This is a genomic window from Nocardioides sp. IC4_145, assembly GCF_011250565.1.
Classification (GTDB): Bacteria; Actinomycetota; Actinomycetes; order Propionibacteriales; family Nocardioidaceae; genus Nocardioides.
This window is the reverse complement of sequence record NZ_JAANMS010000001.1, coordinates 40,122-53,651: the sequence shown is the minus strand read 5'-3', so window position 1 is coordinate 53,651 and position 13,530 is coordinate 40,122. Positions and strand designations below refer to the sequence as shown.

At 72.2% G+C, this 13,530-nt stretch carries 13 protein-coding genes; 7 read left to right on the top strand and 6 right to left on the bottom strand.

The annotated features are described in order from the left end of the window. Nucleotide 1: 1 nt before the first annotated feature. From G6553_RS00250 to G6553_RS00230, 5 genes are read right to left on the bottom strand one after another with little or no spacing between them, the layout of a single operon-like run. Complete coding sequence (locus tag G6553_RS00250) at nt 2-985, bottom strand: MCE family protein (protein WP_347565414.1); 984 nt, start codon at nt 983-985, stop codon at nt 2-4. Between the two features lie 13 nt (nt 986-998). Then, nucleotides 999-2,063 carry an MCE family protein gene (locus tag G6553_RS00245; protein ID WP_166188059.1) on the bottom strand — a complete coding sequence of 355 codons (1,065 nt, stop codon included), beginning with the start codon at nt 2,061-2,063 and terminating at the stop codon, nt 999-1,001. Next, complete coding sequence (locus G6553_RS00240; RefSeq protein WP_166188056.1) at nt 2,060-3,373, bottom strand: MCE family protein; 1,314 nt, start codon at nt 3,371-3,373, stop codon at nt 2,060-2,062. Before G6553_RS00240 ends, G6553_RS00245 begins: the two co-directional genes overlap by 4 nt. 4 nt (nt 3,374-3,377) lie before the next feature. Beyond that, nucleotides 3,378-4,217: an ABC transporter permease gene (locus G6553_RS00235; protein WP_347565413.1), complete on the bottom strand. Its 840-nt coding sequence runs from the start codon at nt 4,215-4,217 to the stop codon at nt 3,378-3,380. A 1-nt stretch (nt 4,218) separates the two neighbouring features. After that, nucleotides 4,219-4,992, bottom strand: a complete 774-nt coding sequence (locus G6553_RS00230; protein ID WP_166188052.1) for an ABC transporter permease — start codon at nt 4,990-4,992, stop codon at nt 4,219-4,221. A gap of 99 nt (nt 4,993-5,091) precedes the next feature. Here G6553_RS00230 and G6553_RS00225 point away from each other — a divergent pair, with 99 nt between their 5' ends. Continuing rightward, complete coding sequence (locus G6553_RS00225) at nt 5,092-5,673, top strand: DUF1707 domain-containing protein (RefSeq protein WP_207619168.1); 582 nt, start codon at nt 5,092-5,094, stop codon at nt 5,671-5,673. After that, a complete protein-coding gene (locus G6553_RS00220) occupies nt 5,670-6,386 on the top strand; it encodes a potassium channel family protein (protein WP_347565412.1) in 717 nt (238 codons plus the stop codon). Before G6553_RS00225 ends, G6553_RS00220 begins: the two co-directional genes overlap by 4 nt. A 2-nt stretch (nt 6,387-6,388) precedes the next feature. On the opposite strand, the gene G6553_RS00215 is transcribed toward G6553_RS00220, so the two are convergent. After that, nucleotides 6,389-7,126: a response regulator transcription factor gene (locus tag G6553_RS00215; protein WP_166188049.1), complete on the bottom strand. Its 738-nt coding sequence runs from the start codon at nt 7,124-7,126 to the stop codon at nt 6,389-6,391. 115 nt (nt 7,127-7,241) lie between these two features. On the opposite strand from G6553_RS00215, the gene G6553_RS00210 reads away from it, so the two are divergent. The 5 genes from G6553_RS00210 to opgC are packed head-to-tail and all read left to right on the top strand — an operon-like array spanning nt 7,242 to nt 13,527. Continuing rightward, nucleotides 7,242-8,423 (top strand): SpoIIE family protein phosphatase, encoded by a 1,182-nt coding sequence (locus tag G6553_RS00210; protein ID WP_166188046.1) that lies wholly within the window; start codon nt 7,242-7,244, stop codon nt 8,421-8,423. Then, complete coding sequence (locus G6553_RS00205) at nt 8,420-10,414, top strand: glycosyltransferase family 2 protein (RefSeq protein WP_347565411.1); 1,995 nt, start codon at nt 8,420-8,422, stop codon at nt 10,412-10,414. The genes G6553_RS00210 and G6553_RS00205 overlap by 4 nt, the downstream gene beginning before the upstream one ends. After that, nucleotides 10,411-10,746 (top strand): STAS domain-containing protein, encoded by a 336-nt coding sequence (locus tag G6553_RS00200; RefSeq protein ID WP_166188043.1) that lies wholly within the window; start codon nt 10,411-10,413, stop codon nt 10,744-10,746. Before G6553_RS00205 ends, G6553_RS00200 begins: the two co-directional genes overlap by 4 nt. Further along, entirely contained in the window at nt 10,739-11,167 is a 429-nt protein-coding gene (locus G6553_RS00195) for an ATP-binding protein (protein WP_166188040.1), read from the top strand. Before G6553_RS00200 ends, G6553_RS00195 begins: the two co-directional genes overlap by 8 nt. Beyond that, complete coding sequence (opgC, locus tag G6553_RS21930; protein WP_166188037.1) at nt 11,143-13,527, top strand: OpgC domain-containing protein; 2,385 nt, start codon at nt 11,143-11,145, stop codon at nt 13,525-13,527. The genes G6553_RS00195 and opgC overlap by 25 nt, the downstream gene beginning before the upstream one ends. Nucleotides 13,528-13,530 lie beyond the last annotated feature (3 nt).

Sequence of the window (13,530 nt, the reverse complement as noted above, 5' to 3'; positions counted from 1 at the left end):
CTCAGCTCCTCCGTCCGGGGACGAACTCGCCGGCGAGGCCCAGCAGGTTGACCAGGTAGGCGTCGAACCACGGGCCGGTGCCGACGATGTGGCCGAGGATGTCGGCGTACGGCCCGACGGCCTTGGCGGTCTTGCTCAGCTGGTCGCGGCGGTCGCGCAGCATCGTGGTGACCGTGCGCAGGTCGCGCAGCGCCGGGCCGATCTCGTCCTCGTTGTCCTCCGCCAGGCCGCGCAGCTGCACGGCGAGCTGGCGGGCGTTGACGAGGAGCCGGTGGATGGCCTCCTCGCGCCGGTCGAGCTCGTCGAAGACCTGGCTGCTGCTGGCTATCAGCTGCACGAGGTCCCCGCGCCGGTCGGCCAGCAGGCCGGTGACCGACTCCGCCCGGCCGAGCAGCCCGGCGAGGTCCTCGTCGCGGCTGGCGATGGTGCGCGAGAGCCGGGACAGGCCGGTGAAGCTCTCCTGGACCTCCGGCGCCGCCCCGTCGAGGGTCTCGGAGATGACGTCGAGCGCCTCGCCGAGCTGCTCGTCGTCGATGGCCTCGGTAGTGGTGGTGAGGTCGCCGAGCACGTTGACGATGTCGTACGCCGACTGGGTGCGCTCGACGGGGATGGTGCCGCCCTCCTCGAGCTGGCCCTCGTCGCTCGGCACGACCTCGAGGTACTTCTCCCCCAGCAGGTTGAGCACCTCCACCGACGCGCGGCTCTCCGGCCCGAGCTCGGTGCCCGCGTCGAGCTCGAAGTCGACGACGACCACGCCGTCCTCGACCGACATGCCGTTGACCCGGCCGACCCGCTTGCCGGCGATCTGCACCATGTGGCCCGGCCGCAGGCCGCTCGCGTCGCTCAGCTCGGCGTGGTAGCCGACGCCCCGGAAGCCCGGGAACTTCTGGAGGTTGAACGCCGCCGCCATCACCACGAGCAGCACCACCAGGGCCACCACGCCGAAGCGCAGGACCTGGCGGTCGCTCCGTCCGCGCGCGCCCACTACCGGCCCCCCATCACTGGCACCTCGGAGCGGTGCTGTGGAAGGACAGGTCGTTGAGCGCGTCCTCGAGCCAGCCGAGGTCGATGCCGAGGATCTTCGGCAGCTTGATGCTGCCCTCGAAGTCGCAGAGGTAGTAGTTGTACCAGGAGCCGTAGGTCCCGATCCGGGTCTGGTCGGTCATCGCCTCGGGCAGCCGGTCGAGCAGCTTGGTCAGCACCTCGAGGTTCTCCTGCTTCGCCAGGGTGCGCACCAGCGTGCGCAGCTCGCGCACGTCCTCGGCCAGCAGCGGCCGGGCGCGGGTCAGCAGGTCGGCGACGGTGTCGGTCAGCTCGGAGAGGTTCTGCACCGAGGCGCCGATGACGTCGCGGTCCTCCGCCAGGTTGCCCATCCACTCCTCGAGCCCGAGCACCAGCTCGGAGAGCTGGGTGCGGCGGCGGTCGACGGTGCCGAGCAGCTCGTCGAGGTTCGTGATGACCTCGCCGATCAGCTCGTCGCGGTCGGCCAGGGTGTTGGTGAGCGACGCGGTCCGGGCGAGCAGTCCCTGCACGGTGCCGGACTCCCCCTGGAGCACGTCGATGATGTTCTGCGACAGCTCGTTGACGGCCTTCGGGTCGAGCGCGGAGAAGAGCGGCTGGAAGCCGTTGTAGAGCGCGGTCAGGTCCAGCGCCGGCTCGGTGCGGCTGACCGGCATCGTGGCGTCGTCCCCGAGCCGCTTGCCGCCCTGCGGGCCCTCCTCGAGAGCGAGGTAGCGGTCGCCGACGACGTTGAGGTAGCGGATCTCGGCGCGGCTGTTGGTCGTCAGCGGCACGTCGGCGGCCACGGTGAAGGTCACCATCGCGCGGCTGCGCTCGTGCAGCTCGATCTCCTTGACCTCGCCGACGGGGATGCCGGCGATCCGGACGTCGTCGCCCTCCTGCAGCATGCTCGCGCTGGTGAACTCGGCGTTGACGGTGCGCTTGTCGCCGAAGCCGATGTTGCCCATGATCACCGCCAGCAGCCCGGTGACGAGGATCGAGATCACGGTGAAGATCCCGAGCTTGACGGCCGCGACGATCGTCGTGGTGTTGCGCGTGCTCACCGCTGCACCACCGTCCCGCGCACCTGCGGGCCGTAGAGGAGCGCCGAGAGCGAGCCGAGGTCGCGGTAGGACAGCCCCGCCTCAGAGGCCAGCAGGACGTTGACCAGGCGCTGCTCGGGGACGGTGCCGGCGTACCCCTTGGTCGGGTTGCGGTACGACGCCGGGTCGACGGTCCGGAACGGCAGCGTCGAGCCGACGATCTCGTCCTGGTCGCTGCCGTCCGCGAGCGGCGTGCTGTTCGGGCCGCTCGGCCGCGGCAGGCCCGCGCACCACGGCCCGTGGCCGACCTCGGCGTACTCCGGGCGATCGTTGACGTCGTACGCCGGCTTCTGCACCGAGCCCAGCTCGAGCACCTGGTTGACCCGGTCGTTCCTGAAGATCTCGGCGAGCTTCGCCGTGTAGATGTCGAGGCCCTCGAGCAGGCAGGGGTACTGCGGCGCGTAGGTGTCGAGCAGCCGCAGCAGCGGCCGGGACAGCTCGCCGAGCCGGATGATGCCGTCCTCGTTCTCGGCCAGCACGCGGGTGGTGGTCTCGGCCATGCCGGTGACGTCGCCGATGAAGGAGGAGAGCTGCGCCTCCTGGTCGGCGACCGTGCGCGCCGAGACCGTCGCGTTGCGCAGCAGCCGGAGCACGTCGGGCGTGGCGCGCTCGTAGGTGCCGGCGACGTCGCCGACGAGCTCGAGGTCCTGCTCGAGCGTCGGCAGCCGGTCGGCCAGCCGGCCGGTGTAGCCGTCGAGCCGCTCGAGCAGCGCGCCGACGTGCTCGCCGCGGCCGGCCAGCGCGGAGGCCAGCGCGTAGAGCGTGCTGCTGAGCTCGGCCGGCTTGACCGAGCGCAGCAGCGGGAAGAGGTTCGCGAGGATCCGGCTGAGCTCGACGTTGGTCTCGACCCGGTCGGCCGGCACCACGTCGCCGTCGGCGACCGGCTCCGCGGACGGCTCACCGGGCTCGATGAGGGAGATGTACTTCTGCCCGAACAGCGTCGTCGGGAGGATCTCCACCCGCACGTTGCGCGGGATGTCGCGGGCGGCGTCCGGCTGGAGCGCGACGTCGATGACCGCCTGCTCACCGTCCTGGCCGATCGAGTCGATCCGCCCCACCAGCACGCCGTGGTAGCGGACGTCGCCGTTGACCGCGAGCTGCAGGCCGGCCCGGTCGGCCTGGAGCGTCATCCGCGTGGCGCGCTCGAACTCCTTGTTGTACATCGCCACCGACAGCCACAGCAGCAGCGCGATCACCGTCAGGAACGCCACGCCGGCGACCAGCAGGCGTCGGTGCTCGCCCGGGGTGTCGTGGTGGATGTTGACCAGCACGCCACTACCCCGTGATCCGCACGGTCGTGGTGGAGCCCCAGATCGCGAAGCTGAGGAAGAAGTCGGCGACGACGGTCGTCACGATGCTCGTGCGGATCGCCCTGCCGACGGCCGTGCCCACCCCGGCCGGCCCGCCCGAGGCGGTGTAGCCGTAGTAGCAGTGGATCAGGATGATCGCCACGGCCAGGAAGATCAGCTTGAAGAACGACCACAGCATGTCGATCGGTGGCAGGAACTGCAGGAAGTAGTGGTCGTAGGTGCCGGCCGACTGCCCGTAGACCATCGTCGTGATCAACCGCGGCGAGAGGTACGACGCGCTCAGCGCCACGACGTACAACGGGATGACCGCGATGAACGCCGCGATCATCCGGGTCGTCACCAGGAACGGCAGCGACGGGATGCCCATCACCTCGAGGGCGTCGATCTCCTCGCTGATCCGCATCGCGCCCAGCCGAGCCGTGTAGCCGCAGCCGACGGTCGCGGCCAGCGCGATCGCCGAGATCAGCGGCGCGACCTCACGGGTGTTGAAGTAGGCGGAGATGAAGGCGGTGAACTTCGAGACGCCGAGCTGGCTGAGCGAGGCGTAGCCCTGGATGCCGACCTCGGTGCCGGCGAAGAACGCCAGGAAGGCGATGACGCCGACCGTGCCGGCGATGACCGACAGGCCGCCGACGCCGAAGGACACCTCGGCCAGCGTGTTGAGGATCTCGCGCGGGTAGCGGCGGATCGCCCGCGGCGTCCAGGCCAGCGCCTTGACGTAGAACAGCAGCTGGTCGCCGTACTCCTCCAGGCGCGCGCGGCGCTCCTTGAGCAGGGCGCTGCCGACGTCGGTGATCGCTGCCACGTCAGAGCCCGTGCTGGGGGACGACTTGGAAGTAGATCGCGGTGATGATCGCGTTGAGGAAGAACAGCAGCATGAACGCGACGATCACCGTCTCGTTGACCGCGTGGCCGACGCCGCTGGGGCCGCCGCCGGCGTTGAGGCCCTTGTAGGCGCCGACGATGGCCGCGAGGTAGCCGAAGACGGCCGCCTTGACGATCGCGATGTAGAGGTCGGGCAGGCTCGCGAGCGCGGTGAACGACGACAGGAACGCGCCGGCCGAGCCGTCCTGGATGATGACGGTGAAGAAGTAGCCGCCGCCGATGCCGGCGGAGATCACCAGGCCGATGATCATCACGGCGACGAAGACGGTGGCCATCACGCGGGGCACCACGAGCCGGGCGATCGGGTCGACGCCCAGCACCTCCATCGCGTCGATCTCCTCGCGGATCTTGCGGGCGCCGAGGTCGGAGCAGATGGCGGAGCCCGCCGCCCCGGCGATGATCAGCGCCGCCGCGATGGGCGCGGCTTCGCGGACCACGGCCAGCACCGCGGAGGCGCCGGCGAAGGACTGGGCACCGAGCTGGCCGGTGAGGTTGCCGACCTGGAGCGAGATGACCGCGCCGAACGGCACGGAGACCAGGATCGTGGGCATCAGCGTCACGCTGGTGATGAACCAGGCCTGCTCGATGAACTCGCGGAACTGGAAGGGCGTCGTGAAGACGCGCTTGGTGACGTCGACGACCATCGCGGTCAGCTCACCGGGTCCGCGGATGACGGACACAGCAGAGAACGCCATCCCCCCACCTCCCCAGATCGATGACGGCGGGCCCACCGTAGAACGTGTTCTCGTTTCGGGCAACGGTCGTCCACCGGACAGGCGGCCTAGGATGCTGACGTGCCCAGCTCCGATCCCGCCGCCACCTGGGCGTCCTTCACCCACGACCCACGCGTGAAGGCGAACGCCGGGCTGCGGGCCGGCGACGCGGACCGCGACGTCGTGCTGCGCGTGCTGGGCGAGGCGTACGCCGACGGGCGGCTGACCCGCGAGGAGCACGACGAACGGGCCGCCGGCCTCTCCGCGGCCCGGACCTTCGGGGACCTGCGACCGCTCCTCGACGACCTCGTGCCCAACACGCCCACGCCCTCGCGGGGCAAGGCGGCGGCCCTCGCCGTCGCGACCCCCGACGACTTGCAGCGGATGGCCGTGCGCGGGTGGGAGTCCGACCGGCGCTCGGCGGTGCTCGCCTTCATCGGCCCGACCCTCATCTGCTGGGCCGTGTGGGTGGCCACGTCGTTCGGCGACGGCGGCTTCGAGCCGTACTTCCCCTGGCCGCTCATCGTCATGGCCGCGACCGGTGTCCACCTCGTGCGGACCCTCGTCACCCGCCAGGAGATGATCGCCGCGGAGGTCGAGCGGCTCGAGCGCCGCCAGGCCAAGGCCCTGCGCAACCGGGGCGGCCGGGGTCTGCTCCCGTGAGCCGGCAGGCCTTCCACCCACGCGACGCGTCCCGCGACCAGCGCGTCCACGGCATCTTCGGGCGGCACCCCTCGGCGGTGCTGCTCGGGATGCAGCTCGTCGCCGTCCTCGGCTACCCGTTCCTCCAGGACTCCGCCGTCGGCCGGGCGTTCATCGGCGTCGTGCAGATCGGCGTGGTGACGATCGCGGTCTGGGCCGTGCGCCGCACCCCCGCGCTCAACTGGTCGGCGGCCTTCCTCGGCGTCCCGGCGATCGTGTTCACCGTGCTGGAGGCGATCTGGCCACACATCGACTGGATCGTGCTGGTCTCGGCCGGCCTGCACGCGCCGTTCTACTTCTACGTCTCCTACGCACTGATCCGGTACCTCTTCCACGACGACCGGGTCACCACCGACGAGCTCTACGCCACCGGAGCGGCGTTCACCGTGGTCGCCTGGGGCTTCGCCTACCTCTATGCCGCCGTGCAGGTTGTCTTCGAAGGCTCCTTCATCGGCACCACCTCCGCCGAGGACCGCAGCTGGTTCGAGCTGCTCTACCTCTCCTTCTCGGTCCTCACCAGCGTCGGCCTCTCCGACGTCGTCCCCGTCGAGCCGCACGCCCGCTCGCTGGTCATGGTCGAGATGGTCGCCGGCGTCCTCTACGTCGCCCTCGTCGTCTCCCGTCTCGTCGGGCTCGTCGTCAGGCGCACCGCCCCCCAGCCCGACCAGGACTGAGCTCAGTCGGCGGGGGCGAAGGTGTAGCCGACTCCGGCGACGGTGCGGATCCACTCACGCTGACGGCCACCGGCCTTGCGGAGCTTGCGCCGCAGGTTCGCCACGTGGACGTCGACGAGGAAGTCGGACTCGATGAACTCGCCCTGCCACACCTCGCGGACGAGGTCGCCGCGGTCCCAGGTGCGGCCCGGCTGCGCGGCGAACGCGGTGAGGAGCGAGAGCTCAGCGGGTGTCAGGGGCAAGGGCTGACCGTCGAGCAGGGCGACGTGGTCGACCGGTACCAGCACCAGGCCGCCACCGGCGTCCACGTCGGGGGCGGGGGCCGAGCGCGCGCCCTCGGCCGGCGTGGTCCCCGTCGTGGAGGCGCGCGGACGACGCAGCAGCGCCGCGGACCGCGCTCGCAGCTCCTTCGGGGAGAACGGCTTGGCGAGGTAGTCGTCCGCGCCGACCTCGAGCCCGACCAGCCGGTCGATCTCCGAGTCCCGGCCGGTGATCATGATGATGTAGGCGTCGGAGAAGGCTCGGATCTCCCGGCAGACGTCCCTGCCGTCCATGTCGGGCAGCGTCAGGTCGAGGGTGATCAGGTCCGGCGACTCCCGCTGCGCCATGTCGAGCGCCGCGGCTCCGGAGGCAGCCGCCGACACCTGCAGCCCCATCCCCTCGAGCAGGACCTGGACCAGCTCACGGATGTCGGGGTCGTCGTCGACCACCAGGGCACGTTGTCCGACCGCCTGCTCCACACGTGCGACCCTAGCCCGCGCGCCGAGACGTTTGGGACCCGACCGGCGCGGGGTATCGGCCCGGCGCGCACGGCATGGGGGCCCTGGCACGACGGGCGCGGAAGGGTGAAGCACCATGGGGAGCTCCGCGGAGGAGCGGCGTCAACGTGCCGTCGAGAGCCTCGCCCTCGACGAGGGCCGGCAGCACGACCGGCTGGACCGCGTCACCCGGCTGGCGCGGACGGCCCTGCGCGTGCCGATCTCGACCGTGACCGTCCTGGACGGTGAGCGGGCGTGGTTCCCCAGCACCGCCGGCATCGAGCTGGACGAGCTCCCCCGCGACCAGACGTTCTGCGACCGCACGCACGACGAGGGCGAGACGCTCGTCGTGGAGGACGCGACGCTGCACGAGCGCTTCCGCGAGCTGCCGGTGGTCTCCGAGGGCGGCGTCCGGTTCTACGCCGGGCACCCCCTCCGCGACCACGCCGGCAACGTGGTCGGGACCTTCTGCGTCTACGACACCGAGCCCCGGACCCTCGCCGGGGACGACCTCGTCACCTTCCAGGACCTCGCGGCCTGGGCGGAGCTCGAGCTCGTCGCCTCTGCGGAGATGACCCAGGCCGGACGGGTGCAGGCCTCCCTGCTCCCGGCGGCACCCATCCGCGTCGACGGCTGGGACGTCGCGGGGATGTGCCTGCCCGCACTCGCGGTCGGCGGCGACTTCTACGACTACGTCGTCACCCGGCAGACGCTGCACCTCGCGCTCGGCGACGTGATGGGCAAGGGCACCGGCGCGGCCCTGCTCGGCGCCGGCGTCCGCGCCGCCCTGCGTGGCACGAACGACGCGGTCGCCGCCGGGGTCGACCTCGGCATCGTGGTCACCCAGGTCGCCCGCTCGCTGCTCGCGGACTTCGAGGCGGCGGAGTCCTTCGCCACCCTGATGGAGGTCGCCCTCGACCTCGACGACGGCGAGCTGCGGTACGTCGACGCCGGCTCGGGCCTGGCGCTCGTCGTCCACGCCGACGGTGCCGTCCAGCGGCTCGGCGGCCGGGACCGCCCCCTCGGGGTCCTGCCCGAGGATCACTGGACCGAGCACCTCGCCGAGGTGGAGCCGGGTGGCCGACTGCTCGTGTTCAGCGACGGCGTCCTGGACCTGCTCGACGACCCCGACCGGTGGTGGGAGCCCCTGGGCGCGATGGTCGCCGCGGCCCCCGACGTCCCGGGGCTGCTGACGGCGATCGGCCGGCTGGCGCGGTCGCAGACCGCGCTGGACGACATCACCGCGGTGGCCGTGTTCCGGTCGGAGGACGGGCGGTGAGCCGGCGCCTGCTGCTGATCCGCACGGTGGTGCTGGTCACCGCCCTGCTCGGCCTCAACTACGTGACCTGGCGCTGGATGTTCTCGGTGAACTGGTCGGCCTGGTGGATCGCGGTGCCGCTGGTGCTCGCCGAGACCTACAGCCTCGTCGACTCGCTCCTCTTCGGGCTGGGCATGTGGCGGCTCAAGGAGCGGGGTGACCCGCCGAGCCCTCCGCCGGGCCGCACCGTCGACGTCTTCATCGCGACCTACAACGAGCCGATCGAGCTCGTCATGACGACCGCACGCGCGGCCAAGGCGATCCGCTACCCGCACCGCACCTGGGTCCTCGACGACGGCAACCGCCCCGAGATGCGCGCGGCCGCGGAGGCCGAGGGCATCGGCTGGCTCACCCGCTCCGCGGACTGGGCCGGGATGCCCCGCCACGCCAAGGCCGGCAACCTCAACAACGCGCTGCTGCAGACCGACGGCGAGTTCATGCTCATCCTCGACGCCGACCAGATCCCGCTGCCCGAGATCCTCGACCGCACCCTCGGCTACTTCGAGGACGAGCGCATGGCGCTCGTGCAGACGCCCCAGTGGTTCGTCAACGTGCCCGAGGAGGACCCCCTCGGCAGCCAGGCGCCGCTGTTCTACGGGCCCATCCAGCAGGGCAAGGACGGCTGGAACGCCGCGTTCTTCTGCGGGTCGAACGCCGTCATCCGCCGCGAGGCGCTGATGCAGCTCGGTGTCTCCCGCTACGTCGGCGAGGTCGAGGAAGGCGTCCGGCGCGCGCTGCGGACCTCGCGCACGGTGATCCGGCAGGCGCGCCGCAGGCTGGCCCCGGACGACCACGCGGTGCGCGACGCGCTCGACACCATCGAGGGGCACATCGCCGACGCTCGTCGCGCCCTCGCCGGCGGCGAGGCGCTGTTCGACGTGACGTTCCGCTTCCAGCAGCAGGTGGCCGACGTCCGGCGCTCGCTCGTCGAGGCGGACCTCCGCACCCTGCAGGCGGACCTCGACGTCATCGCCGGGCTGGAGGAGCTCGCGGAGAGCCCCGACGGCGGCCTCGCGACCGTGGACCTGTCCGCGCTGGACCAGATGGCGCACCGCGAGTGGTCCCCGCTCGGAGCCGTGGAGACGGTCGAGGCCCTAGTCAACGCCGTCGACGTCGGTCGCGGCGGCGAGGCGCAGCCGATCATGCCGCTGGCGACGATCTCGGTCACCGAGGACATGGCGACCTGCATGCGACTGCACACCCTCGGCTGGCGCTCGGCGTACCACGACGAGGTGCTCGCCCACGGCCTCGCACCCGAGGACCTGCAGACCATGCTCGTCCAACGGCTGCGCTGGGCGCAGGGCACCGTCCAGGTGATGTTCCGCGAGAACCCACTCGTCCAGAAGGGGCTCACCCTGGCGCAGCGGCTGATGTACTTCTCCACGATGTGGAGCTACCTCTCGGGCTTCGCCGCGCTCGTCTACATCGCCGCACCGGTGGTCTACCTGACGATCGGGGTGCTGCCCGTCCAGGCCCTGAGCACCGACTTCTTCGTCCGGCTGGTGCCGTTCCTCGTGGTGAACCAGCTGCTGTTCTTCATCGTCGCCGCCGGCCGGCCGACGTGGCGGGGCCAGCAGTACTCTCTGGCGTTGTTCCCGGTCTGGATCAAGTCCTTCACCTCGGCCTTCGGCAACGTCTTCCTCGGGCGCAGCCTGGACTTCGCGGTGACGCCGAAGACCAGGCGCGAGAAGTCCGGCCACGACTGGCACCTCGTCAAGCCCCAGCTGTGGGCGATGGGGCTCCTGGTGGGCGCCGCCGTCATCGGGCTGGTCCGGCTCGCCGTCGGGCAGGGCGAGGTGCTCGGCATCGGGTTCAACCTGGTCTGGGTCGCCTTCGACCTGCTGATCTTCTCCGTCATCATCCGGGCGGTCCGCTACCGCGGATTCGAACCGGATGCCGTCCCCGCCGACGCCGGGCCCGGCGCCGGTCCCTCACCAGGAGTGCCTGCATGATCGAGATCGACGTCCACACCCGCGACGACGGCATCGGCGTCGTCGTCCCCCGCGGTCGGCTGAACATGGTGGCGGCGCGACAGCTCAAGGAGGTCCTGGCCGATCTCGTCGGCTCGGGGACCAGCCGCATCGTCGTCGACATGGCCGAGACGACGTTCCTGGACTCCTCCGGCCTCGGCGCGCTCATCGGCGGGCTGAAGTCGGCGCGGCAGGCCGGCGGCGACCTGCGGATCGCCCGGCCGGTCCCCGCGGTGACGACCGTCTTCGAGCTCACCAACCTCGACCGGGTCCTGCGGGCCCGCGACGACGTCGAGACGGCGTTCGATGACTGACGGGCGGCTCGTGCTCTCCGCCCCGGCCGTCCCGGAGGTCCTCGAGGTGGTGCACACCATGCTCGCGCAGCTCTGGGCCCGGGCCGACACCTGGGACCAGCGCGACCGGACCCGCTTCGAGCTGGCCGTCATCGAGGTGCTCGGCAACGTGGTCGAGCACGCCTACGCGCACGACACCGAGTCGGGACGTCGCTTCGACATCACCCTCGTCGCCGACGACGAGCACGTCGTCGCCTCCCTGGCCGACAACGGACTGCCGGTCGCGCTCGACCTGAGCGGCGTCGCCCTACCCGAGGACGAGCTGGCCGAGTCCGGGCGCGGCCTGGCGCTCGCGACCGCGGCCCTCGACGACCTGCGCTACGAACGGGTCGAGGGCCGAAACCACTGGACGCTCGAGTGCCGGCGCGGCTCGGCGGGCTGAGCGCGCGGCTCGCCGCTCTCCTCGGGACGCTGGCGCTGGCGCTCGCGGTCGCCGGCCCTGCAGCCGCGACGACGACGGACGATCCGCCGCCCCTGCCGCCCGCGGGTGAGCCCTGGTTCGGACCCGCGCTCGACTGGACCGCCGACAGCGCGGACGCCTACGCGGACCGCCTGGGCCGGAACCCGTCGCTGCTCGCGCAGCGGGTGCGCTACCCCCTCGACGACGGCTCCCGGTCCTTCCTGCGCACCTTCGTCGAGCAGGCCGCCGCGCTCGGCGCGGTGGCCGTCGTCGACCTGGAACCGGCCGGCCCGCTGGCCGACCTCACCGAGGCGGACGCCACCGACCTCGCCGACGAGCTCGTCGCGCTGCACGAGGAGCTCGACGGCTTCTTCCTGCTCCGGTTCGCCCCCGAGATGAACGGCTCCTGGTACCCCTGGGGCCAGCAGCCGAGTGCCTACGTCGACGCCTTTCGACTGGTCGCCGACGTGGTCCACGACCGCACCCCGCAGGCCGCGATGGTGTGGTCCCCCGTGTACGGCGCGGGCTACCCGTACGGCGCGGCGTACGGCGACGTGGACCCGGACCGGGCCGACGACACCGATCGGTTGGACACCGACGGGAACGGCCGGCTCGACGCACGCGACGACCCCTACGGGCCCTACTGGCCCGGCTCGGCCGCGGTCGACTGGGTCGGCCTGACCCTCTACCACTTCGGCGTCGACACCGGGCGCGAGGACAACGAGCTCGACCCGACCCGGGGCGGCGAGACCGGTGACTCCGAGGGCAGTCCCGGCTTCCGCCTCGACGTCGAGCCGGCGCCGGACGCGTTCGTCGCCCAGCTCGAGGAGCGGTTCAACTACGACCGCGCCGCCCCGCGCACCCCGTTCTACGAGCGCTTCGCCGCGGGCCAGGACAAGCCGATGCTGGTGGAGACCGGCGCGCTGTGGATCCCGGACGACCGGGGCGACCCCGAGCTCGACGTCAAGCGGTCCTGGTGGCGACAGGTGCTCGCCGCCACCGCCGACCGTCCCCTGCTGCGGGGCATCTCCTGGCTCGAGCAACGGCGCGCGGAGGCGGAGGCCGGCGACCGCGTCGTCGACTGGCGTGCGACGCGGTCCGAGGAGCTGGCCGCCGCGCTCCGTCGCGACCTGGACGCCGCCGGGGTCACTCTCGCCCCGGTCACCAACGCGACCGCCCCCGGGTCGGAGCCGTCGTCCCAGGACCCGGCAGCCGTCCCGAGCGACGCCGACACCGCACCGGCCCTGCACCCGACGCCGAGCGCGACCGGGCTCGCGGTCGCCGGCGTCCTCCTCGCCCTGCTCCTCGGGCTCGCCCTCGTCGCCCGGGCCCGCCCCGGTCCCGCCCGGCCGGGGGCTGCCGACGACCGCGATCCGCGTCTCGACCTGGTCCGCGGCGTGCTGCTCGTCGGCGCGGTCCTCCTGCACCTGGAGATCGCCCTGGACCGGGACGGGCCGGTCAGCGCCGTCGTGGCGGCCACGGTCGGCATCGAGGGCTTCGTGCTGGTCGCCGGCCTGCTCCTCGGCCTGCGGCACCGCGCGGTGGTCGCGCGGGTCGGCGAGCTGTCCGCCAGCGGTCGCAGCTGGCGGCGGGCGTTCTCGCTCTGGGCGGTCGTCGTGCTGGCCACGCTCGCGACGTACGCCGTCGCCGTGGTGCCGGGCGTGGACGGTTCGGCGGTGACGCGGTCCACCGACGGCCGGTTCGACCTGTTCCCGCAGGCGCGGCGGCTCTTCGACTACCCGCCGCCGTGGGAGGTCGTGCGCGAGCTCTTCGTGCTGCGGATCGGCCCGTGGGTGCTCACCGGCCTGGGCCTCTTCGTCGTGCTGCTCGTGCTGGCGCCGCTCGTGCTGGCCGTCGTCCGCCGGGGCGGGTGGTGGTGCGTGCTGCCGCTGTCGTGGGCGGCGTACGTCGCCGGTCTCGCCCTCGAGCCGGACTGGTTGCCCTCGCAGCTGGAGGAGGTCCACCCTCCCCTGCTCCACCAGCTCGTGCTCGTCCACGGCATCGTGATCGGCCACCACCACGACCGGCTCGTCCGGTGGGCCTCCCGCCCGCTGGCCCGGGCGCTGGGGGCGGCGGTCGTCACGGCGTACGCCGTCGCACTGGTGCTCCTCCGTGCGGTCGGCGACGGGTCCGGCCACCTCCGCCACTGGGAGGGCGCCCTGCCGCCCGGCCGGCTCGTCACCCTGGCCGTGGTCGCCCTCGTCGCGACGGCCGTCGTCACCCGGGCCTGGCGACCCGTGGGCTCGACGATCGGGCGGGTGCTGGTCCCGCTCGGGCGGCACCCGGTGCCCGTGGTGCTCCTGCTGGTGCCGCTCGTGCTGGTGGTCGGCGCGGTCCGCTGAGGA